Annotated in this window: 21 protein-coding genes and 1 riboswitch; of the genes, 14 read left to right on the forward strand and 7 right to left on the reverse strand. The window is 60.5% G+C overall.

Going from position 1 to position 23,212, the window contains the following annotated elements:
- The first annotated feature begins 57 nt into the window (after positions 1 to 57).
- From ACR0C9_RS13190 to ACR0C9_RS13220, 7 genes are all read left to right on the forward strand, one after another.
- Positions 58 to 1,017 carry a glucokinase gene (locus tag ACR0C9_RS13190; RefSeq protein ID WP_480781275.1) on the forward strand — a complete coding sequence of 320 codons (960 nt, stop codon included), beginning with the start codon at positions 58 to 60 and terminating at the stop codon, positions 1,015 to 1,017.
- A gap of 34 nt (positions 1,018 to 1,051) precedes the next feature.
- Positions 1,052 to 1,978 (forward strand): carbohydrate kinase family protein, encoded by a 927-nt coding sequence (locus tag ACR0C9_RS13195; RefSeq protein WP_170736078.1) that lies wholly within the window; start codon positions 1,052 to 1,054, stop codon positions 1,976 to 1,978.
- A gap of 18 nt (positions 1,979 to 1,996) precedes the next feature.
- Positions 1,997 to 2,662: a D-lyxose/D-mannose family sugar isomerase gene (locus ACR0C9_RS13200; protein ID WP_170453815.1), complete on the forward strand. Its 666-nt coding sequence runs from the start codon at positions 1,997 to 1,999 to the stop codon at positions 2,660 to 2,662.
- 59 nt (positions 2,663 to 2,721) lie between these two features.
- Positions 2,722 to 2,925: riboswitch (cobalamin riboswitch) on the forward strand.
- A 99-nt stretch (positions 2,926 to 3,024) separates the two neighbouring features.
- Positions 3,025 to 3,381 carry a DUF1636 family protein gene (locus tag ACR0C9_RS13205; protein WP_480781204.1) on the forward strand — a complete coding sequence of 119 codons (357 nt, stop codon included), beginning with the start codon at positions 3,025 to 3,027 and terminating at the stop codon, positions 3,379 to 3,381.
- Positions 3,378 to 4,154, forward strand: coding sequence for an ABC transporter ATP-binding protein (locus ACR0C9_RS13210; protein ID WP_480781205.1), 777 nt, complete (start codon positions 3,378 to 3,380; stop codon positions 4,152 to 4,154). Before ACR0C9_RS13205 ends, ACR0C9_RS13210 begins: the two co-directional genes overlap by 4 nt.
- A gap of 12 nt (positions 4,155 to 4,166) precedes the next feature.
- The gene (locus tag ACR0C9_RS13215; RefSeq protein WP_480708484.1) at positions 4,167 to 5,117 is read left to right on the forward strand and encodes an ABC transporter substrate-binding protein; all 951 of its coding nucleotides are present in this window, start codon (positions 4,167 to 4,169) and stop codon (positions 5,115 to 5,117) included.
- Between the two features lies 1 nt (position 5,118).
- Positions 5,119 to 6,129 (forward strand): iron ABC transporter permease, encoded by a 1,011-nt coding sequence (locus tag ACR0C9_RS13220; RefSeq protein WP_170453818.1) that lies wholly within the window; start codon positions 5,119 to 5,121, stop codon positions 6,127 to 6,129.
- Positions 6,130 to 6,131: 2 nt separating this feature from the next.
- On the opposite strand, the gene ACR0C9_RS13225 is transcribed toward ACR0C9_RS13220, so the two are convergent.
- Entirely contained in the window at positions 6,132 to 7,145 is a 1,014-nt protein-coding gene (locus tag ACR0C9_RS13225; RefSeq protein ID WP_170622184.1) for a LacI family DNA-binding transcriptional regulator, read from the reverse strand.
- 231 nt (positions 7,146 to 7,376) lie between these two features.
- Between ACR0C9_RS13225 and ACR0C9_RS13230 the strand changes: the two genes are divergently transcribed.
- From ACR0C9_RS13230 to ACR0C9_RS13250, 5 genes are all read left to right on the forward strand, one after another.
- Complete coding sequence (locus ACR0C9_RS13230) at positions 7,377 to 8,681, forward strand: extracellular solute-binding protein (protein WP_480781206.1); 1,305 nt, start codon at positions 7,377 to 7,379, stop codon at positions 8,679 to 8,681.
- Positions 8,682 to 8,753: 72 nt separating this feature from the next.
- Positions 8,754 to 9,635, forward strand: coding sequence for an ABC transporter permease subunit (locus ACR0C9_RS13235; RefSeq protein ID WP_170453821.1), 882 nt, complete (start codon positions 8,754 to 8,756; stop codon positions 9,633 to 9,635).
- A 12-nt stretch (positions 9,636 to 9,647) separates the two neighbouring features.
- A complete protein-coding gene (locus tag ACR0C9_RS13240) occupies positions 9,648 to 10,541 on the forward strand; it encodes an ABC transporter permease subunit (protein ID WP_170453822.1) in 894 nt (297 codons plus the stop codon).
- Between the two features lie 12 nt (positions 10,542 to 10,553).
- Entirely contained in the window at positions 10,554 to 11,600 is a 1,047-nt protein-coding gene (locus ACR0C9_RS13245) for an ABC transporter ATP-binding protein (RefSeq protein ID WP_480781207.1), read from the forward strand.
- An 11-nt stretch (positions 11,601 to 11,611) separates the two neighbouring features.
- The gene (locus ACR0C9_RS13250; protein ID WP_480781208.1) at positions 11,612 to 12,598 is read left to right on the forward strand and encodes an endonuclease/exonuclease/phosphatase family protein; all 987 of its coding nucleotides are present in this window, start codon (positions 11,612 to 11,614) and stop codon (positions 12,596 to 12,598) included.
- Positions 12,599 to 12,619: 21 nt separating this feature from the next.
- Here ACR0C9_RS13250 and ACR0C9_RS13255 read toward each other — a convergent pair whose 3' ends face one another.
- Positions 12,620 to 13,531 (reverse strand): LysR family transcriptional regulator, encoded by a 912-nt coding sequence (locus tag ACR0C9_RS13255; protein WP_480781209.1) that lies wholly within the window; start codon positions 13,529 to 13,531, stop codon positions 12,620 to 12,622.
- Positions 13,532 to 13,647: 116 nt separating this feature from the next.
- Between ACR0C9_RS13255 and ACR0C9_RS13260 the strand changes: the two genes are divergently transcribed.
- Both ACR0C9_RS13260 and ACR0C9_RS13265 read left to right on the forward strand, forming a co-directional pair.
- Positions 13,648 to 15,198: a proton-conducting transporter transmembrane domain-containing protein gene (locus tag ACR0C9_RS13260; protein ID WP_480781210.1), complete on the forward strand. Its 1,551-nt coding sequence runs from the start codon at positions 13,648 to 13,650 to the stop codon at positions 15,196 to 15,198.
- A 14-nt stretch (positions 15,199 to 15,212) separates the two neighbouring features.
- Entirely contained in the window at positions 15,213 to 17,624 is a 2,412-nt protein-coding gene (locus ACR0C9_RS13265; protein WP_480781211.1) for a YbcC family protein, read from the forward strand.
- A 48-nt stretch (positions 17,625 to 17,672) separates the two neighbouring features.
- Here the strand turns inward: ACR0C9_RS13265 and ACR0C9_RS13270 are convergent, their stop codons facing one another.
- From ACR0C9_RS13270 to ACR0C9_RS13290, 5 genes are all read right to left on the reverse strand, one after another.
- Positions 17,673 to 18,818 (reverse strand): iron-containing alcohol dehydrogenase, encoded by a 1,146-nt coding sequence (locus ACR0C9_RS13270; RefSeq protein ID WP_480781212.1) that lies wholly within the window; start codon positions 18,816 to 18,818, stop codon positions 17,673 to 17,675.
- Positions 18,815 to 20,197, reverse strand: coding sequence for an aldehyde dehydrogenase family protein (locus ACR0C9_RS13275; RefSeq protein ID WP_480781213.1), 1,383 nt, complete (start codon positions 20,195 to 20,197; stop codon positions 18,815 to 18,817). Before ACR0C9_RS13275 ends, ACR0C9_RS13270 begins: the two co-directional genes overlap by 4 nt.
- Positions 20,198 to 20,291: 94 nt before the next feature.
- Complete coding sequence (locus ACR0C9_RS13280) at positions 20,292 to 21,653, reverse strand: glutamine synthetase family protein (protein ID WP_480781214.1); 1,362 nt, start codon at positions 21,651 to 21,653, stop codon at positions 20,292 to 20,294.
- Positions 21,650 to 22,399 carry an N-formylglutamate amidohydrolase gene (locus ACR0C9_RS13285; protein ID WP_480781215.1) on the reverse strand — a complete coding sequence of 250 codons (750 nt, stop codon included), beginning with the start codon at positions 22,397 to 22,399 and terminating at the stop codon, positions 21,650 to 21,652. Before ACR0C9_RS13285 ends, ACR0C9_RS13280 begins: the two co-directional genes overlap by 4 nt.
- 16 nt (positions 22,400 to 22,415) lie before the next feature.
- Complete coding sequence (locus ACR0C9_RS13290) at positions 22,416 to 23,189, reverse strand: inositol monophosphatase family protein (protein ID WP_480781216.1); 774 nt, start codon at positions 23,187 to 23,189, stop codon at positions 22,416 to 22,418.
- Positions 23,190 to 23,212: the final 23 nt, after the last annotated feature.

The following is a 23,212-nucleotide window of genomic DNA, read 5'->3' on the forward strand; positions in this document are numbered from 1 at the left end:
CCCGTTGCGGTGCCCCTGGCACAACCGGCAGGTGCGGTGCATGCGCATTGGAACCTTGTGGCAGATATCGGCGGCACCAACACCCGGCTTGGGGTCATCACAAACGGAGAGCTGACGGATCTGCGCAAGCATCCGACAGGGACTCTGCCCGACCTGCTGGAGGCGTTCCACAGCCTGCGTGATGACGTCGGCACCGACCCTCAGGCCGTTGTCGCCGCAGGTGCAGGCCCGGTTCGGGATGGCGTCATCCAACTGACAAACGCCCATCTGGACCTGTCCGAGGCCGAGTTAGCCAAGGCCACAGGTGCGCGGCATACCTATGTGATCAACGACTTCACCGCTGCGGCATGGTCCGTGGCCGAGGCAACGAAGGCCGATGTGGCCGTGCTGCAGGGCGACCCTACACCGCCAACCGGCACCCGTCTGGTCGTCGGCCCCGGGACCGGTCTGGGCGTCGGGGCGCTGTTGTATTCGGAAGGACATTACCACACAGCCTCGGGCGAAGGCGGTCATGTCGGTGTCTCCCCGCGCCACCGGGACGAGGTTGATATTTTCGAAGCTGCCCGCCACATCGCGCCGGACTGTTTCTTTGGCGACAACCTGACGCTTGAAGCTGAAATGTTCCTGAGCGGCACGGGTCTGCCTGTCCTCTACCGGTCCATCGCGATTGCGGCTGGTCAGACAGACACCCCTCACCTGTCGGCAAAGGACATTCTTGACGGCGCCCGCAACGGATCGGATGCGCATGCCATCAAAGCGGCAGAGATGTTCACGACCCATCTGGGCGCTCTGCTGGGTGATCTGTCCGTCACCTTGATCCCCCGGGGCGGCGTGTTTCTGGTGGGCGGTGTGGCGGAGAAGAACCGCTGGCTGTTTGGCGAGTGCTTTCTGGATGCCTTCAATCAAGGCGGGCGATTCAGCGATTTGCGGCAAGGGATGAACCTTTATATCTCGGAACAGGTCGAATTTGGCATTGTTGGCGCTAACAACTTCTGTAAAAATGCGCTCATGCGGTAAAACCGTGTGACCATTTCCAAAGAAGGACCGCGGGATGATCCTGTGTTGTGGCGAAGCCCTGATCGACATGATCGCCGAACCGACCAATTCGGGCGCGCAGGGCTATGTGCCCCATTCCGGCGGCGCAATTTTCAACACGGCCATCGCGCTGGGGCGCTTGGGCGCGCCGGTGGGGATGCTGACGGGCCTGTCCTCGGATATGTTTGGCGCGCAATTGGCGGACACGCTGAAGGCAAGCCATGTGGACACCTCGCATGTGATTGTCAGCGACCGCCCGACCACTTTGGCTTTTGTGAAGCTGGTGGATGGGCATGCCTCGTACAATTTTGTTGATGAAAACACGGCGGGGCGAATGTTGCAGCCCGAGGATGTGCCGCAGCAATTGCTGGCGACCTCGACCCTGTATCTGGGGGGGATCAGTCTGGCCTGTGAACCCTGTGCCGATGCCTATGCCGCGCTGCTCGACCGTCATGGCGGCGACCGCGCGGTGATGCTGGACCCAAATATCCGGCCGGGGTTCATCAAGGACCAGACCCGCTATCGCACCCGCCTGAATCGCATGATCGCGCAGGCCGATATCGTCAAGGTTTCGGACGAGGATCTGGATTGGATCATTCCCGGGCCGGAAACCCATGCCGAGAAGGTGCCCTTGTTGCTGAAGGCCGGGCCGTCCGTGGTGATTGTGACACGCGGCAGTCAGGGGGCGACAGGCTATCTGGCGGACGGGTCCGAGACCTCGGTGGCGGTCAAACCGGTGCAGGTTATCGATACTGTGGGCGCCGGCGATACGTTCAACGCGGGCGTTTTGGCCGAACTCCACCGCGCCGGGCACCTGAGCAAAGAGGGCCTGCGCGCCTTGACACCTGATAGCCTGCGCGCGGCTTTGTCCCTGGGCGCCGATGTCGCCGCCGTCACCGTATCCCGCGCCGGGGCAAATCCGCCCTGGGCGCATGAGCTTTGATCCCACGAGGGAAGCGACATGAAACGATCCGACATCAACGACATCAAGACCGAGGCGCAGGCCTTCATCAAATCCTTCGGCGCGGTCCTGCCGCCCTTCGCCGACTGGTCCCCTGATCAGATGCGCAGCGCAAAGGCCGACACGATCCGCGCCCGAGGGTTGGGCTGGGACATTACCGATTACGGTCAGGGCAAGTTTGATGAGCTGGGCCTGTTCCTGTTCACCCTGCGCAATGGCGACGTGAATGATCTGAACCAGGGTCGCGGTATGCTCTATGCCGAGAAACTGCTGATTTCGCGCGACAAACAATTGTCTCCGATGCACCGCCATATCATCAAGGCCGAGGACATCATCAACCGGGGTGGCGGTGATCTGGTGATGGAGATCTACGCCTCAGACCCCGAAGGCGGCATTGATCGCGACAATCCGGTTGTTGTGCCCAGCGATGGCTGCGACGTGACCATCACGCCCGGCGAATTGCTGCGCTTGAAACCCGGCGAAAGCGTTACCCTGATGCCCGGTATCTGGCATGCCTTCTGGGCCGAGCGTGGCGATTGTCTGATCGGTGAAGTCTCAACCGTCAATGACGACCGCACGGACAATGTGTTCGAGCAACCGATCCCCCGGTTCGCGACCATTGAAGAGGACGCAGCGCCGGAATTTTTGCTGGTTGCGGACTACTAAACACTCAGTCCGCGTCGCCAAAATCTCGGCCAGAACGCTTGACAATTAAATCCGCGACAGACTAGCTGACCAGCGATGGTTCCCGTAGCGATGCCTGCGGGATGAAAATGGGAATACGGTGCGGCCCTGCGGCCAAATCCGTGACTGCCCCCGCAACTGTAAGCGCAGAGCGACGCCAAATCACCACTGGCCTGAACAGGTCGGGAAGGTTGGCCAAGCCACGACCCGCAAGTCAGGAGACCTGCCATCACCTGTGCAACCAACCCGGGGCGGGGCGTCCTGGAAGGAGGATTTGATGGCTCAATTTTTCGCCTGCGGGCGTGGCGTCTTCTTTTCGCGCGGTTTCCGCAGCGGGGACAGCCATGTCATCCCAAGCTGACCACTTCGTCCTGATCTGTTCGACCTGTCAGGGTGAAATCGAAGCCAAGGCAGCCAAGGCCAGTTTGGACGCAACCCTACCACCGGAGTTTGCGACCCGGTTGATTGCCTGCATGGCAGGGTGCGAACGCCCCATGACCGTTGGGCTGCAAGCCGAAGGCAAGGCGCAGTATCTGTTCGGCGATATCCAAAGCCCAGCCGATCTGGACGCGATTGCCGCCTTTGCCCGTCAGTTCCGCGACAGTGACGACGGCTGGACCAGCGCAACCGACCGGCCCCCTGCCCTGCTTTACAAAACTCTGGCGCGTCTGCCGCGCCTGTCATCGAAGGGTGAGGCATGAGTTTTCTGGTTGCCAAAGGTCTGGAATACTACGCCCTGAACGGGGATGTGTTGCTACAGGATGTCTCCTTCTCGTTGGATGAGGGGTCGATCCTGGCCGTTGCCGGGCCAAACGGGGCCGGGAAAACCACGCTGTTGAACCTGCTTTGCGGCCTTGAACGTCTGGCCCTGGGCGATGTGACGATCAAGGGGCAAAGCCTGCGTCAATTGTCCGCCCCGGAACGGGCACGCACCATCGCCGTGGTCGGGCAGCAGGAACTGCCTGACGGCCGGTTGAAACTGCGCGACTATGTGGCCCTTGGGCAAATCCCGATTCAGGCCGACCGGTCCGCCGAGGATCATAAGGCCGATCTTGAGCGGGTGCTTGAGATCACCGAACTGGTCCCGCTGGCCGATAAACCGATGCAACGTCTGTCCGGCGGGGAACGTCAGCGGGCGCATATCGCACGGGCTCTGGCGCAAAGGCCATCGCTTTTGTTTCTGGACGAGCCGACAAACCACCTCGACCCCGACGCCAAGGGCCACATGCTGTCGCTGGTGGCCGAACTGGGCGTGACGGTTGTGATGATCGTGCACGATCTGGTCATGATCCCCGAATTCGCCACCCATGTCGCTTTGATGAAGGCAACCCGCATGACCGGCTTCGGCCCGGTTCCCGAAGTTCTAACACCCGAGCGTGTGCGCGATACGTTTGGCGTTGACTACCTGTGTTTCCAGCACGAAGGGCGCGTGATCCCGGCGCTGGATATCCGAAAACGAAAGCTGTCATCTTAACAGGAGAATTTGATGATGCAGAAATTCTGGTCCGTAGTCCTTGTTTCGGGCCTCGCGAGTGGTGCGGCGGCACATGAAGTGACCGTCGACAATTGCGGAGAACCACTGGTGTTCGACGGCACGCCCGAGCGGATTGTCGTGCACGACATGAACATGACCGACATGGCCTTTGCGCTGGGTTTGCAGGACAAGATTGTCGGCCTGACCGGCATTACCGGCTGGTACAAGACCAGCCCGGATTTCGATGCAAAACGCGGTGACATCCCGGAACTGGCGCCCAAATACCCCACCGTCGAAAATCTGGTCGCGGTCGAGCCGGATATGTTCTTTGCCGGTTGGTATTACGGCATGCAGCCGGGTGGCGAAGTCACCCCCGACACGCTGGAACCCTTTGGCATCAAAACCATGGTCCTGACCGAAAGCTGCGTTCACCTGAACAAGGACCGCCCCGAAGCCAGCATGGACCTTCTGTTCGATGACGTGCTGCGTCTGGGCAAGGTGATGCATGTGGAAGACAAGGCCGAAGCGTTGGTTTCGGGCTGGAAAGACCAGCTGGCGGCCATCGAATCCAAAACCGCAGACCTGCCGAAACCCCGCGTCTTCCTGCTGGACGGTCCCGCCGATGCGCCCTTTACCGCCGGTAAATTCGCCATTCCAGACGCCATGATCGAGGCTGCGGGCGGTGTCAGCGTCACCCATGACATGGACACCAGCTGGGGTCGCACCTCATGGGAAGCAGTGGCCGCCGCAAACCCCGAATTTCTGGTCCTACTGGACTATCAGACCGGGAACGGTGCCGAAGACACGTTCAAGTTCCTGCAGGAGCATCCGGCCATGTCCCTGACCGATGCCGTCAAGAACGAACGCTGGATCGGTCTGCGCTATGAAGAGCTGACACCGGGACCGGCAAATATCGACGCCATCGAAAAGATGGTTTCGGCCATGCACCCGGAGCTCAACTAAAATGGCTCAAACGGGGCGTGCGGTCCTGCTGGGGGCGGTCATTCTGACCGCCCTTTTGCTGCTGTCCGTTGTCTATGGCACGACATCCATTCCTGTCGCAGACGTAGGCACAGCGATCATGCTGGGCACCGGATTGACCGAAGGCGAGATGTCCCCCCTGCATCGGATCGTGTTCGACCTGCGCCTGCCCCGCGCCCTATTCGCGGCGGTCATTGGCGCTGGTCTGGGTGTGGTCGGCGTGGTGCTGCAAACGACCACGCGCAACGATCTGGCCGACCCGTTTCTGTTTGGCCTGTCTTCGGGCGCAGCCGCCGGGGCGGTTCTGGTCATCACGGTAACCGGGGACGTGCTTGGCATCTGGACCCTGCCGCTTGCTGCCTTCTGTGGCGGCTTGATCGCGTCAGGCATCGTTCTCGCGCTGGTTCAGGGCTTGCGCACAAGCGCGCCGGAAAAGCTGATCCTTGCAGGGCTTGCGGTCTCGTTCCTGTTTTCTGCCATCACCAACTATCTGATTTTTTCCGGCGACAGTCGTGCCGCGCATTCGGTGATCTTCTGGATGCTGGGCGGTCTTGGCCTCGCGCGGTGGGAGACCTTTCCCCTTGTCCTGATCGGGCTTGCGATGATCCTGGGCTATTCACTCTACCGCAGCCGCTGGCTGGACGCGCTGCTGACCGGGGATTTCACTGCTGCTACGCTGGGTATCCCGGTTCAGGGCCTGAGGTTTCGGATGTTCTTTGTTGCGGCTCTGGCCACGGCAAGCTTTGTCTCGGTCGCGGGCGTCATTGGCTTTGTCGGCCTGATGGTCCCTCACATCGCCCGAGGCATTGCCGGAACACTGCACCGCAATCTGTTGGTAACCTCGGCCATCGTGGGTGCGATCCTGCTGACGCTCTCCGACATCCTGTCGCGCTTGCTGCTGGCCCCGCAGGAACTTCCCGTCGGCATCGTCACCACATCCATCGGATCACTGTTCGTCTTCCTGTACCTGTTCAAATCCGCCCGCAACGACTAAGCCTAGTGCGTGCCGCGTGGCACGAAATAGGGATCGACCATGATCGTCTCGCTGGTTTTGGCGGGATCGGCCAGCCTGCGTTCCAGCAGCGCAATGACCTGATCGACAGCCTCAGCAATCGGGTTGTTGACCGTGCTCAGGTTGAAGATCGGCCATCTGGCCATTTCGATGTCGTCGAACCCGACCAGCGACAGCGCGTTTGGAACGTCCAGACCCATCTCGCGCGCCGCTGTCAGCGCCCCGATTGCGCTGGCATCATTGGCGCAGATCAGCGCGTCCAGCCTGTGCTGTCCCAGCAAGGTCAGCGCGATGTCCCGCCCGGTCTCGACCGTGAAATCTCCGGTCTCTTCCGCCACCAGTCCAAGGCCCGCGCGTTCCAGCACCTCGATCACACCCGCCCTGCGCTCGGCCGAGGATGAGAAACTGGGCGCGCCACCCAGAAATCCAAACCGTGTCCGACCTTTCCGGATCAACGCCTCAGTCGCAAGTCGCGTGCCTTGGGCATTGCGGCAGCACACGTTGTCGACCCCTGGCGCCTGCACAATGCGCCCGGCAGAAATCATCGGCACGCCCAGCTTGCTGCATCGTTTGACCAGCGCCTGAGGCATACTGCCCCCGCGAAGGATCAAAGCATCCAGCGGATAGCGCAAAACCTGCTCGATCGCGTCTTCTGCACGCTGATCCCCACCGTCGATGAGAATCGGCCATTTGTTCAAAGCGTTCAGTTTACCGACCAAAGCACGCACAAATTCGGAATCAAAATCGCTGCGCATATTGCCGACAAACACCGCCACAAGGTGCGAGCGTCCGTCCTTCAGACCGGCGGCCAAAGCGTTTGGCTGATAGCCCATACGCTCGGCCATATCTTCGATTATTTTTCTTTTATTTTCATCAAGATATGCGCCGGGTGTAAAGGCGCGGGAAACGGCCGATCGAGACACCCCAGCCGCGTCCGCGACGGCCTGCGCAGTGACCCTGCGGCGCCTTTCGGCGGGTTTGTCACGATCCTGAACCACGCTCAACCTGTCCTTCGATTTGGTGGAATTTGTCAATATTGCTAGAAATCTTTCACCGAACTGTCATACGTTAACACTATGTGGGCACGTGTGCAGATTCCAGACGCGTCCATGATGCAGGTCGGAGGCTGCGCGCATCAAACGCCGCAGGGGAGCCTGCACAATAACCTGGCACAAATTTGCCACCGGTCCCTTAGCTGCAAGGGGCCGACACCGAACCGGAGGATCGAAATGACCAAACTGAAGTTTTGCGCAACGGCTGCCGCACTCGCGTTCACCGCGACCACAGTCTTTGCAGAAACCGAAATCACCTGGTGGCACGCACATGGCGGGCAATTGGGCGAGACCGTCAACAAGGTGGCCGAGAAATTCAACGCGTCGCAGGACGAATACACAATCACTCCGATCTACAAAGGCAGCTACGAAGAGACGCTGACCGCTGGTATCGCGGCCTTCCGCGCCGGTGAGCAGCCGAACATCATGCAGGTCTTTGACGCGGGCGCTGCAACCGTGATCGCCGCCAAGGGCGCAACCGTTCCGGTACAGGACCTGCTGGCCGAAAACGGTGTCGAGTTCGACATCAACGACTACATCGCCGGTGTGCGTTATTTCTATGCCGACAGCGATGGCAAGATGATCGGGATGCCCTTCAACTCGTCGACCCCGATTCTGTACTACAACGTCGACGCGCTGGAAGCCGCTGGCGTGACCCCGCCGAAGACATGGGAAGAATTCCAGTCGACCACCGCCCCGGCGTTGAAAGAGGCGGGCTATATCCCGCTCAGCCAATCGCACCTGCCCTGGATCTTCACCGAGAACTTCATGTCGCGCCACAACCTGCCGTTTGCGACCAACAACAACGGCTATGACGGCATGGATACCGAGATTCTGGTGAACAACGACGCGATCAAGGCGCACTTCACCGCCGTGACCGAGTGGAAGGACAATGGCCTGTTCGAGTGGTACGGCACCGGTTGGGGTGACAACGCCAAGCCGTTTGAAGAGGGCAAAGTTGCCATGTGGCTGGGCTCGTCCGGTTCGTTCGGTGGCCTGTTGCAGAAAAATCTGGGCTTTGAATTCAGCGCGGTTGAACTGCCCTATTGGGAAGCCGTGACGCCCGAGCCGACCCAGACCTTCATCGGTGGTGCCGCCCTGTTCGCGATGGCCGGCAAATCGGACGAAGAAAACAAGGCAACTGCCGAGTTCTTCCGTTTCCTGACCGCGCCTGAAACCCAGTATTTCTGGCATCAGGAAACCGGCTATGTGCCGATCACCGAGGCCGCCTATGACGTTGCCAAGAAAGACGGCCACTATGACCGTTTCCCGGCAGCCGAAGTCGGTGTGAACCAGTTGCAGGCGAAAGCCGGTGACAACACCAAGGGCTATCGCATGGGCTTCTACGTGCAGATTCGCGACATCATGAACCGCGAATATGGCCGTATCCTGACCGGTGAAACCGACGTGGACACTGCGTTCCAGACAATCGAAGACGAAGCCAACGAATTGCTGGCCCGCTTCGCAAAAACCCAGGGCTAAACCCCGGGATCACCCCCAAGATGGTCGCGCCTCCGGGCGCGGCCATCCCCCATTTTCGCAACTGGACGGGTCATGAAACGCGCGGGCTTCGACACTATCTGGCTTCCTGTGGCATTGCTGCTGCCACAGCTGATGATCATCGCAATCTTCTTCTACTGGCCTGCGGGTTGGGCGTTGCAATCGTCCTTCTTTCTGCAGGACCCGTTTGGCTTCGGTTCGACCTTTGTAGGGGCGGATAACTACACCTCGTTGCTGGGTAACGATCAGTACAAGCGCATCGCGTGGTTCACGATTGTCTTCTCGGTCCTGGTCACATTCTTTTCGCTGTCCATCGCCCTGCTGCTGGCGGTCAAGGCCGACAAGGTGATCCGGGGTGCCAAATCCTATCGCACGCTTCTGATGTGGGTCTACGCCATCGCGCCACCGGTCGCCGGGTTCTTGGGCATCCTGTTCTTCGACCAAAGCACCGGCCCGATGACCAAGTTCTTCCAGATGTTTGGCTGGGATTTCAAACTGGGCGTCGACTACAATGCCACCGCAACCGCGATGATCATCGTCGCCGTCTGGAAACAAATCCCGGTCAATTTCATCTTCTTCCTGTCCGGCCTGCAGTCCATCCCGCGTTCGGTCCGCGAGGCGGCGATGATCGACAACCGCTCGGCCACCGGTCGGTTCTGGCAGGTGACCTTTCCGCTGCTGGCCCCGACCGCCTTCTTCCTGCTGATCATCAACATCACCTACGCACTGTTCGACACGTTCGGCATCATCGATGCGCTTATGAAGGGTGAGCCGGGGAACAACCCGATGACGCTGGTCTATAAGGTCTATCTGGACGGGTTCCGGGGCAATGACCTTGGCGGCTCATCCGCGCAATCCGTTGTCCTGATGGTTCTTGTTCTGATCCTGACCGTCTTTCAGTTCCGGCTGGTTGAACGCCGGATCCACTATACGTGATGGGGGCGCAAAATGGCTGACACAACCCTTGAGACAACCCAAACCACCCGCCGCCCCCGCAAGATCAAATGGAGCGCGGTTGGCGATCACACCGTCCTGATCCTGGGCTCGCTGCTGATGATGCTGCCGCCGTTGCTGGCGCTGACCACGGCCAGCCATGATGCGGTGACCATCCACCGGCAGGGCATTCAACTGGGCCTTGGCGACGATCTCGGCAAGAACTTCAACGCCGCCATGTTCGAAAAAGGCGGCTTTACCCAAACCGTCGATGGCACGCTGATGCTGATGAATTCGTTCATCCTTGGCATTGGCTTTGCGGTGGGCAAGATCATCATCTCGATGATGGCCGCTTATGCCATTGTCTATTTCCGCCTGCGTTTTGCCACGCTGGCCTTCTGGATCATCTTCACCACGCTACTGCTGCCGCTTGAGGTGCGGATTCTGCCCTCATACGAAGCGATCCAGAAACTGGGCCTGACGAACACCTATACCGGCCTGATCGTCCCACTGATCGCGTCCGCTACAGGCACGTTCTTCTTCCGGCAGTTCTTTATGTCCGTGCCCGAGGAACTGGCCGAGGCCGCCCGAATCGATGGCGCAGGGCCGTGGAAGTTCTTCATCGACATCCTCGTCCCGCTCAGCCGGACGATGATTGCGGCGATCTTCATCATCATGTTCGTCTTCGGCTGGAACCAGTATCTGTGGCCAACGCTGATCACTACGGATGAAAGCTTCTTCACGCTGGTCCGGGGCATCAAGCAGATCGTGCTGACCTATACCGACAGTCAGATCCCCGAACACGGGCAGGCCTTGGCGCTGGCGATCGTTGCAATGATCCCGCCGGTGGCCATCGTCATCTTCTTCCAGAATTGGTTCGTCAAGGGCCTCACAGAATCCGATAAATAAGGAAACACGCGCATGGCTCAGGTCTCGTTAGAGGGCATCCGCAAGGTCTATCCCAACGGCTTTCAGGCGGTTGAGACCACCAATTTCACCATTCAGGACGGCGAGTTTGTCGTTCTGGTCGGCCCCTCGGGCTGTGGCAAGTCCACGCTTCTGCGGATGATCGCGGGGCTGGAGGATATCACCGAAGGCACGCTGAAAATCGGCGACCGGGTGGTGAACGATGTGGACCCAGCGGATCGCGACATTGCGATGGTGTTCCAGAACTACGCTTTGTATCCGCATATGACCGTGCGCAAGAATATCGGTTATGGGCTGAAAAACCGGGGCACGCCCGCGTCCGAGATTGCGGCCAAGGTCGAAGACGCCGCCAAGATGCTGAATCTGACCGAATATCTGGACCGCAAACCGGCGCAACTGTCCGGTGGTCAGCGTCAGCGCGTTGCCATGGGCCGCGCCGTTGTGCGCGATCCGGCGCTGTTCCTATTTGATGAACCTCTGTCCAATCTCGACGCCAAACTGCGCAATCAGATGCGGATCGAGATCAAGGCCCTGCAACGCCGCCTTGGTACGACGGCGGTTTACGTGACCCACGATCAGGTCGAAGCCATGACCATGGCCGACCGCATCATCGTCCTGAACGCGGGCAAGATCGAACAGATCGGCACGCCGTCCGAGATTTACCACAACCCAGCCTCAACCTTTGTGGCATCCTTCATGGGCGCGCCGCCGATGAACCTGATTGACGCCGAAGTCGATCAGGGCCAGGTGCGGATCAATGGCTATGACGGGATCATGACCGCGCCGGCCTCGGCCAATGGCCCTGTGACGCTGGGCATCCGGCCCGAAGACATTGAACTGGACGGTCAGGGCTCGGTTCCGTTTCAGGTTGATATACTCGAAGAACTGGGCGCGCACCGGCTGCTGCATGGTCAGCTTGGCGGTCAGCCCTTTACCGTCTTGGTAGGCAAGGACCATGCCGCCCAGACCGGCGAGGCGCATATCACCCTGAAACCCGACGCGCTGCGTCTGTTTGATGTGGAAACGGGAAAAGTCATTTGATTACAGACGTTATGGACGCCCTGCCCGCTGTGACAGCGGATCAGCGGGCGCATATCCTGTCGGCGCCGCGCACGGCCGCTGCTCATCGCGAGTTGCTGGGCGGCATTCCGGCGATGAACGCGTTGCAACAAGGCGGTCAGGCAACAGCCACGCACTTGCCCGCGCAGTTCAATGTTGCGGCGTGGAATGTGGAACGGTGCCTCTTCCCCGAGGCGACTGCCGCCCATCTGCGCCCGATCCGACCGGACATTGTTTTGCTGTCCGAGGTCGATCACGGCATGGCCCGCACCTCGCAACGGCACACGACCGAAGCCATGGCCGAGGCCTTGGGCATGGTCTATGCCTTTGGTGTCGAATTCCACGAACTGGACCTTGGCGGCCCGACCGAACGCAGTTTTTGCAAGGACGACTTCAACACGCTGGGTTGGCATGGCAACGCCATTCTGTCCTCGGTTCCGTTCCAGCGCACGGCCCTGATCCGTCTGGACGATCACGGCCATTGGTTTTCCTGCGATGAAGGGGCTGCCGACCCGGATCAGCCGCGAGTCGGGGGCCGTATGGCACTCGCTGCCATCGTGCCGACGGAAAACGGACCAATCTGTGTGATCTCGACCCATCTGGAAAGCAATGCGGATGCTGCGCACCGGCACACCCAATTCGTTCTTCTGCTGGATGCAATCGACAGGTTTGCACCGGGCCTGCCGGTTCTGATCGGTGGCGACCTGAACACCGGCAACCACCTGCCCCCGGATTTCAACTGGCAGGACGAAAGCCTGTTCAGCTTGGCCGAAACGCACGGATACGACTGGGGTTTTACGATCGATGGCCCCACCACACGGCCCAGCCTGATCACCCCGCACCCGCAGCGGGTGATGAAACTTGATTGGCTCGCAGGCCGGGATCTGAGCTGCATCGACAAAGGGTTGCTGACATCAATCTCGGATGAGGGCACGCCCCTGTCCGATCATGACTGCGTCTGGTGTCGCGCCAGCCTTTAGACGATTTGGACAAAGGCCGGGTTAACCCCCGGCCTTTTCCCGCACTGCTGCGCCGTCCAGACCCTGACTGTTTGACAGCAATTCCTGCACAAGCGGATTGGGGAACCGCCGCTTGAACGTGACTGCGTGAAAGTTCTCTTTGATGCGCGGATGCTCTTGCGCCTCGATCAACCGGCCCGAGGACAACTCATCCCGCACCACAATCGGGGCCACAAGGGCCAGCCCAATATCTTCACGTGCCAGCAGGCGCATCATCGCCATGTCATCCACTTCGGCCACCACCTGCGGACGAACGGACATCCGGCTGGCCATTGCGTCAAAAGCCGTGCGCACACTGTTTTTGCTGGTTGGCAGGATGAACGGTTGTTCTTCGAGCAGCGCCTTGATGGGGCGCTTGGGATCCAGCCGCGCCGGGGTGCCGACAATGCTGACCGGTTGTTCCGCCAGATGATGGGTGACGAAACTGGTCAGGCTGTCACTGGCCGGTTCGTGGTTCATCAGGACCAGATCGAAATTCAGCGTCTCAAGCCCTTCAAGCAACTCACTGGGGCTGCCGGAACGCAAGATGACCTCGACATCCGTACGGGCCAGAATGGGCCGCAAGAACCCGATCTGAAAGTTGCGCGACAAGGTCGACTGTGCGCCGACACGCAGCGCCTGCCTGGCGTTTCCGGCATCCTGCAACGTTGCCACAAGCTCTTGCCCTGCCGCAAAAATTGCGTCCGCGTGGTCCAAGGCGATGTGCCCGGCCTCGGTCAGGTGCAGCTTGCGCCCGCGCCGTTCGAATAGCGGGTGGCCCAGCCTCTCCTCCAGCTCTTTGATCTGAACCGAAAGCGCCGATTGCGACAGGTTCAGTCGCTGGGCTGTTCGGGTCAGGTTCCCATCGTGGGCGACGGCCCAGAAATAGCGGAGGTGATGATAGTTCAACGGCATATCGTTCTATTTAAATGAACGAAAACATCAGAACAATGAATTTTTCATTGGGCTGCACGCGCAATATGTCCTGCAAAACGGGCCGAGTCAGCCCAAGACCAAAAGGGACGCGCAAAATGCTTCATCTGTTTCTTCCATTGTTGAGCCCGCTGATTCTGCTGGCATCGGCGTATTACGCCAGTCGCCATCCGGGGTTGCGGCCGGGCAATGTCGCGAAACTGTCCGAATGGGCCGCCCTGGCCGCCTTTGCGGTGGCTGCTATCTCGGCGCTGGTGCTGGTGACGCAGGGTTCCGGCACATCGCCGCTGATTGGCTTTTTGGGTCTGGGGTTATCAGTGCGACTGGATGCAGTCAGCGCCATCATGCTGGTGCTGGTCAGCTTTATCGGCTGGATCGTGTTGCGCTACTCGGCCACTTATATGGACGGCGAAGCGCGTCAAGGTGCGTTCACAGGCTGGATGTCTGCCACGCTTGCGGCCGTTCTGCTGTTGGTGATGTCGGGCAATCTGGTCCAACTGTTGGCGGCTTGGATCGCGACCAGCCTGATGCTGCACCAGTTGCTTTTGTTTTACCCAGAACGCACCACCGCTCGACGTGCTGCTCGTAAAAAGGCCGTGGTGGCGCGGATCAGCGAAGGCGCGCTGGCCGTTGCGGTCGTACTGCTGCTTGCCAGCTACGGCACCACTGACATTGCGACGATCCTGTCTTCGGCCCAAGGAAACGCCCTGACCATCGTCGCGGCCTTGCTGATCGCGTTGGCTGCGGTCATGGCCTCGGCCCAGTTCCCGATCCATGGCTGGCTGACCGAAGTAATGGAGGCCCCGACCCCGGTATCCGCCCTGTTGCATGCAGGTGTCATCAATGCCGGTGGCTTCCTGCTGATCCGCTTCGCGGACGTCATGCTGGTCGCCCCGGGGATCATGGCAATGCTGGTTATGCTGGGCGGGTTCACCGCGCTGTTCGGCGGGTTGGTCATGCTGACGCAACCGGCTGTGAAAACCTCGCTGGCGTGGTCCACCATCGCGCAGATGGCCTTCATGATCATGCAGTGCGGTCTGGCGCTGTTCCCGCTGGCCCTGCTGCATATCGTGGCGCACTCACTGTACAAGGCGCACGCCTTTCTCAGCGCGGGTGAGGCCGTGCGGAACGTGGCCGCAATTCGCCGCCCCGGCCCGGTTGCGGTGCCAAGCGCACGGAATGTGGTGCTGGCCTTTGCCACGGGCATCCTGATCTACGGCATCGTGGCGGCGGTGTTTGGCATCGACGGCAAGTCGGTCCAGGCCATTGCCCTGGGCGTCATCCTGATCTTCGGCGTCGCCTACCTGTTGGCGCAGGGTTTCGCGGATGCAGCGCCCGGAGCACTGACTCGTCGCACGGTGATCTATGCCAGCGTCACCTCGGTCAGCTACTTTGTGCTGCAAATCATCGCGCAAAAACTGACCGCAGGCACCCTGCCCGCGACCCCGGTTCCGGGACCGTTGGAATGGGCGCTGATCATCCTCGCCCTCATCAGCTTTGGCGCGGTCGCACTGGCGCAATCCACCTTCCCGCTTTGGGCCTCGCATCCTGCAGCGGCGGGCATCCGGGTGCATTTGTCGAACGGGCTTTACGCCAATGCAATCTTTGACCGGCTGCTGGACGGATGGTCCAAGCGGCAGACTGTGTAAGAGGGGTTCCCAAGATGTATATGAAGCACGAAAGCTATCCCGCAGCCCTTTTGGAACTGGTCGCACTGGCCAATGACGCGGCCCGTCAGATCCCGCCTCTGTTTCCCTTGTCCTCGAACGTCGCGGTGAACCCGTTTCTTGGGCAAACCAACGCGCCTTTGGCCGTAACCGCCGCGCGGCTTGGCCGGGTTGCAGGAACGCGGATCATGCCGGATCGCAGGGCGTTTGCAGAAAAGTTGAACGCCGGAGAGATCACCGAAGCCGATCTGCTTGAAGCACTGGCCCATATCGACAGCCCGTTTGACACACCGTCGCCAGAGGATTTGGCAGCAGCGCTTGAAACCGAGGCGGCACATCCCGCACCTCTGCCCACTGTCGCTGATCTGGCCGCAGAAGTTTCGGGGATCGACTGGCCCGGCCTGATAGACGAGCGGATCGGAGCCTGGGCCGCCAGCCACTTTGATCAGGGTCAGGCGCTGTGGCAGGCCAACCGCACCGGCGGGGCCTATATTGCCTGGCGTGAATTCGCCACACGTGATCTGACGCTCGAGATACACGGCCTGAAAGGCTTTGGTGCTTTTGTCGCCGGCACCAACCGCTCGCAATGGCGGGCGATTGGCCGGGCGTCCGAGGCGCTGGGGGTGACGCCCAAAGCCGCTGGAACCGCCTTCCACCGCTGGCTGATGACGCTGGGCGGATGGGCGCAATATGCGCGCTATCTGCTGTGGCAGGCCGAGCTTGAAGGCAAGACCGATACAACCACGACCGAGTTGCTGGCCATCCGCATGGTGTTTGAAGAGGCGCTGTTCGACCTTTATCGCGATCAGATTGCCGAACGCTGGGCCGAGACCGTCGCGCAACACGAAACCCCAGTTACACCATCCCGCGATATGGTGATCGACGCGGTGCTGCAGGATGCCGCTGAACGCGCGCAACAACGCCAGCTGGGACAGTCGCTTGCCAAGCGGCTGCCGCGCAAGATCGCGGGCCGCCCGATGGTTCAGGCCGCGTTCTGCATCGACGTCCGGTCAGAGGTCTTTCGCCGCGCCCTGGAGGCGCAGGGCGAAGGGATCGAAACCCTCGGGTTCGCAGGCTTCTTCGGCCTCGCCAGCGCCCACAAGGCGGCGGGTTCGGATGTGACCGAATTGCGGGGTCCCGTGCTGCTAAACCCCAATGTCTGCTCGCATGCGGCTGAGGATACGCAGGCCGACCTCAACCGCCGCTATTCCGCGCGGGCCAAGCGCGCCTGGGGCCGGTTTAAGCTGGCCGCGGTGTCCTCTTTTGCCTTTGTCGAGGCGACAGGACCGGTCTATGCCGGAAAGCTGCTGCGGGATGCGCTGGGGAAAGGACATGGTGGGTCTACGTTCGATCCTGCACCCAAGCTGGACCCATCAATTGACCTGCCCACACGGATCGCATCGGCAAAAGCCATCCTTGGTGCCATGTCCCTGACCAGCAACTTTGGCCACATCGTCATGCTGACCGGTCATGGCGCGGATGTGACCAACAACCCGCATGAAAGCGCCTTGCAATGCGGTGCGTGCGGCGGCCATGCCGGAGATGTCAGCGCCCGCCTTCTGGCAGGTCTTTTGAACGATCCAGCCGTGCGCAACGGGCTGCGCGAAGAAGGGATCGACATCCCCAGGGACACGCTGTTCCTGGCCGCCATGCACCACACGACAACGGATGAGGTGACACTGTTCGATCAGGACCAGTCGACCGGCCAATGGGCGCAGAATATCGCGCAACTGAAGATGTGGCTGCAATCGGCTGGGCGGCTTGCCCGGACCGAACGCTCAACACGTCTGCCTCGGGCCCGAGGGGCCCGCGACATCGCCCGCCGCGCCACCGACTGGGCCGAACTGCGCCCCGAATGGGGTCTGGCCGGATGCCGGGCCTTCATCGCTGCACCCCGATCCAGGACGGATGGGACCGGCCTGTCAGGTCAAACCTTCCTGCACAGCTATGACTGGCGGGACGATACCGGGTTTGGCGTGTTGGAACTGATCATGACCGCCCCGGTCGTGGTCGCAAGCTGGATCAGCCTGCAATATTATGGCTCGACCGTTGCGCCGACCCTGTTCGGCGGCGGCAACAAGCTGCTGCACAACGTGGTAGGAGGCATCGGCGTGGTCGAAGGCAATGGCGGTGCGCTGCGCCCCGGCCTGCCTTGGCAATCGGTGCATGATGGCGAAACCTATCAGCACGACCCGCTGCGCCTGTCGGTGGTCATCGAAGCCCCGCGTGAAGCAATGAACGACATCCTGAGACGCCATCAAAGCGTCAAAGAGCTGTTCGACAACCGCTGGCTGCACCTGATCGCCATGGACGAAAACGGCGATCTTGCCTGGCGCTACACGAAAGACCTTGAGTGGGTCCCTATGGTCAATTCCGAGATCAGAGAAAACGCCATCGCAGCGGAATAACCGCATCACATGAAAGGCCCGGCGGGGAAACACGCCGGGCCTTGTGCTTTACAGCGCCGCTTTGAACAGCTGGGTCAGGTTTTCCCTGGTCAGTTCAATCGGATTGCCGCCACAGGACGGATCAATGATCGCACCTTCGACCAGTTCCGGGATCGACGCCTCGGTCACGCCCAGTTCGAACAACGTGCGTGGGATGCCGAGCGAGTCGTTAAGCTCCTGCACAAAGTCCCGAAACCCGTCGAACCCGCCGTCGATGCCCAGATAGGCTGCGGCCGACTGGAACCGGTCAGCAATGGCAGGGGCATTGAACTCCAGAACGCTGGGCATGCAGACGGCGTTGGTGGTGCCGTGATGGGTGTTGAAATGCGCGCCGATCGGGTGACTCATGGCGTGGATCGCACCCAGACCCTTCTGAAAGGCGGTCGCGCCCATGGCTGCTGCACTCATCATATGGGCGCGGGCTTCGATATCGGTTCCATCGGCATAGGCGCGCGGCAAGTAGTCCTTGACCAGCCGCATCCCCTCCAGCGCAATACCCTGAGACATCGGGTGGTAGTGCGGGCTGGAATAGGCCTCGACACAATGGGCAAAGGCATCCAAACCGGTGCCTGCTGTGATGAACTTGGGCATCCCGACGGTCAGTTCCGGGTCGCAGATGACCACCGAGGGCAGCACTTTGGGATGGAAGATGATCTTCTTCACATGGGTTTCGGAATTGGTGATGACGCTGGCGCGGCCCACTTCCGACCCGGTCCCGGCGGTGGTCGGCACCGCAATGATCGGCGCAATCACGTCGGCATTGGCGCGGGTCCACCAGTCGCCAATATCCTCGAAATCCCAGACGGGCCGCGTCTGACCGGCCATGAAGGCCACCATCTTGCCCAGATCCAACCCCGAGCCGCCGCCGAACGCAATCACCCCGTCATGGCCACCCGCGTTATAGGCCGCGACCCCCGCATCAAGGTTCTTTTCATTTGGGTTCGGATCCACATCCGCAAACAACCCGCGCCCCAGACCGGCGGCCTCCATGATATCCAGCATTGCGACGGTAATCGGCAGATCTGCCAACCCCTTGTCGGTGACCAGCAGAGGGCGCTTCATCCCGGCCGCCGCGCAGGCCTCGGGCAATTCCCGGATGCGGCCAGCACCGAATTTTATCGCGGTCGGGTAGGACCAGTTTCCAACAAGGCTCATGATGTCACCTTCTTCAGATGGTAGGATTTGGGGCGGGTCAGGTTGTGATAGCCGATAACCGAAAGGCCACCGCCCCGCCCGGTATTCTTGCAGCCGGTCCAGCACAGGCCGGGATCCAGATAATCGGCCCGGTTCATGAACACGGTACCAGTCTCGATCTGGTCCCCTACCCGCGCCGCGCGATCCACGTCGCGGGTCCAGAGGCTGGCGGTCAGGCCGAACTCACTGTCATTCATCAGCGCGATCGCTTCTTCGTCGCCGGACACTTTTATGATGCCCACCACGGGACCAAAGCTTTCATCCCGCATCACCCGCATATCGTGGGTCACATTGGTCAGGATCTGAGGGGTCAGATAGGCGCCGCCATCATCTTCGGCGAAAGTGTCGATATGGGCCACAGCGCCATCGGCCACGGCCGCGGCAATCTGCTCCCGCACCTCATCGGCAAATCGCACGTTCGCCATCGGACCAAGTGTTGTCTCGCTATCCAGCGGATTGCTCAGCTTATAGCCCTTTACGATCTCAACCGCCTTGGCGACAAAATCATCATAAAGACTCTCATGCACGTAAATCCGCTCGATCCCACAGCAACATTGGCCCGAGTTGAACATCGCCCCGTCAATCAGCGTATCGACCGCAGCATCCAGATCGGCATCCTCCATGACGTAGCCGGGGTCCTTGCCGCCCAGTTCTGTCCCGACGCCGGTGAATGTCCCTGCCGCCGCGCGCTCCATCGCCTGACCGCCACCGACCGAGCCGGTGAAGTTCACAAAATCAACCGCATTGCCTGCGATCAGATCATTGGTCACGTCATGGCTCAGAAACACGTTCTGGAACACATCCTCGGGCACACCCGCCGCATGGAAGGCCCGCGCCATGCGCTCACCCACCAACAGGGTCTGCGTCGCATGTTTCAGGATCACCGTATTGCCTGCGATCAACGCCGGAGCGACCGTGTTGATCGCGGTCATGTAAGGGTAGTTCCAGGGCGCCACCACAAACACCACCCCATGCGGAATGCGCTTGATATACCGCCTGAACGTCTCATCCTCGCCCACCGCGATATCCGCCAGCGCGCCTTCAGCGATCTCGGCCATATGGCTCGCACGTTCGTTGAACCCGCCAAACTCACCGCCATAGCGCACCGGTCGGCCCATCATATGCGCAAGCTCAGGTACGATCTCATCATTCATCGCGCCCACAGCGGCCACGCCTGCCATCACCAAATCAATCCGCTCCTGCAACGGTCGCGCAGCCCAGCCAGCCTGCGCCGCCCGTGCCCGGCCAGCAACCTCAAACGCCGCCTCCGGCGACAGCACCTCGCGTTCCGCAAAAACCGACCCATCAATCGGCGAGACACATCGCAACATCTGCCCCATATCCACTCCATCTACCAGAAACGCAGGGTCCCCTGCTTCTTCTGTTCAAAAATACCTCGGGGAGCGCGAAGGGCTGGCCCCTCGCTCCTTCCCTTTACGCCCGCTCAAACCCGCGCGCAATTTCCCAATCGGTCACCACACGCTCGAACTCTTCGATCTCAACCTCAGCCGCGCGCGCATAGTGATCCACCACCTCATCCCCCATGGCAGCCCGCAACATGGCCGACCCATGCAACGCATCCCGCGCCGCGCGCAGGTTGCCCGGGATCATGCCCGTATCGCCCTGATAGACGTCACCTGCGGCAGGCGACTGTAACTCCAAACCTTCCTCGATTCCTGCAATCCCGGCGGCCAGCATCCCGGCCATCGCCAGATAGGGGTTCATGTCCGAGCCCGGTATCCGGCACTCCACCCGCACCGCCTTGGTGCCATCGCCGCACAGGCGGAACCCGGCGGTGCGGTTGTCCACCGACCAGATGATCCGCGTCGGCGCAAAGCTCCCCTTCATGAACCGCTTGTAGCTGTTGATGTAAGGCGCCATGAAATAAGTGTAATCGGCGGCGTATTTCAAAAGACCCGCCATGTAGCTTTTCATCAGCGCCGACATACCCAAGGCATCCGACTGGTCATAAAACGCAGGCTGCCCATCCTTCCACAGCGACTGATGCACATGCGAAGAACTGCCCACCTTTTCATGATGCCATTTCGGCAGGAAGGTCGCTGCGTGCCCATGCTGCCACGCGATCTCTTTCACTGCATTTTTGGCAATCGAGTGATATTCCGCTGTCGCCATCGCCGGTGCGTATTTGATGTTCAACTCTTCCTGCCCGGTCTCGGCCTCACCTTTCGAGTTCTCGACTGGAATGCCTGCATCCCACAAATGGTTGCGGATCGGGCGCATCACATGCTCTTCCTTGGTGGTCTGAAGGATGTGGTAATCTTCGTTATAGCCCGAGATCGGCTCCAGATCGCGGAAACCTTCCTTGCGGATCTGGTCAAAACTCTTTTCGAACAGGAAAAACTCCAGTTCGGTCGCGCACATCGCCTCATAGCCCATGGCTTTCAGGCGGTTCACCTGTTTCTTCAGGATCGAACGCGGCGCGTGCGGCACCTCTTCATGCGTATGATGATCCAGCACATCGCACATAACCATTGCGGTGCCCTCAAGCCACGGCACCGGGCGCAGCGTGCTCAGGTCCGGCTTCATGACATAATCGCCATAGCCCCGCTCCCAACTGGTCGAGGCGTAGCCGTCCGGTGTGCCCATCTCAAGATCGGTCGCCAGCAGGTAATTGCAGCAATGGGTCTCTTCCCACGCGCCCGAAACAAAGTGGCCCGCATGGAACCGCTTGCCCATCAGGCGGCCCTGCATATCGACCATGCAGACCAGAACCGTATCCACTTCGCCCGCAGCGACCTGCGTCTTGAGATGTTCGAAGGTAAGTGTTGCGGTCAAGATGCGTCCTCCCTGAGTTCCTGAATGGCGGGTCTGAGCAGCGCCAGTATTTCATCCGCCACCGTGGCAACCTGTTGATCTGAACGCAACAGATCGTTGCGCACTTCGATCATGACATTCGCCAGTCCTCGGCTGATCGCGTGCAGGCGCAGGGAATGGGTTACACCGTCCAACGGCCCATAGGGCTCGTTCCGCTCGATCCGGCGGCCCGAGACCTGATCCACGTGATCCAGCATCAGATCGACCAGACGGCTGTCCTCATCATGCAGCAAGCCGATTTCGACGGCGCGGGGTTGGCCGAAATAGATGGGCGTAAATGAATGGACCGTAACCAGCACCGTATCAGGCCCGCGCGCGCCCAGAACCCGCGCGACGGCGTTGCAGAACGGATCATACACGGTTGTCATGCGCAGCCTGCGCTGTTCGGGGCTCAGAGCAACATTGCCCGGCACCTCGATCAGCTCGGATTTCACCGGCATGGCACTGGCGGCTTCAGGCGGGCGGTTGCAGTCATAGACCAGCCTCGACACGGTCGAGGCCACAGCGGGCGCATCCAGTGCCTGCGATAAACGCATTGTCAGGTCGCGCGCACCGGGATCCCAGGCAGCGTGACTTTCGCGATCCGCCTCGGCCAGTCCCAACCCTTCGTAATAAGGTGGGATAAACGCGCTGGCATGTTCGCACAGCAACACCACGCGCCCCGCCCCATCGGGGTTAATGATCTCAACAGTAGGGCGGCTTTTCAATTCTCGGCTCCATCGGTTAGGCGTTCAGCAGGCTCAAAAGCTCGGCGTGCAATTCGGGGGTTGCGGCTGACACAACCGCCACGTCGGATTGCATGGTCAGGGCCTGCCCCTTCCAATCGGTCATCACCCCGCCAGCCGCCTCGATCAGCGGGCAGAGTGCAAGGTAATCATAGGGTTGAAGCTCATAATCCACCACTGCATCCACATGCCCCGCAGCCAGCAGCGCATGAGGGTAGCAATCATACGCAAAGCGGCGGGTCTGCCCGGCTCGCATCAGACGGTCAAAGACCAACGGTTGATCGCGGTATATCTTGTCGCCCTCATTCACATACAGGATCGCCTGATCCAGACGTGTCACGTCCGAGGTCTGAATGGCTCGATCGTTCAGCGTGGCCCCGCTGTCACGCGCGCCCACAAAGGTTTCATTCATCGCAGGCATACCGACGATGCCAAGCTGCGGCTGACCATCGACAAGATGCGCCAGAAGGAACCCGAACAGGGGATGCCCGGACAGGAACGAACGCGTGCCGTCAATCGGGTCAATCACCCATAGATGTCGCCCGTCACCGTCTTCCTTGCCGTGTTCTTCACCGAAGATACCGTGATCCGGGAAGTGCCGGCGCAGATAGGCCCGCACTTCGGCTTCCACGCCCCGGTCGGCCTGGGTAACAGGGCTTTCATCCTGTTTGAATTCCACCCCCAGCGTGCCCCGGAAGTACCGCATCGCCGCCTGCGATGCGATATCCGAGATCGCCTTTGCGTGGTCTTCAAGCGCCATGGCATCCAGCATGTCAGGTTCCTTTTGACTGCATT

Source organism: Ruegeria sp. C12, from assembly GCF_056537745.1.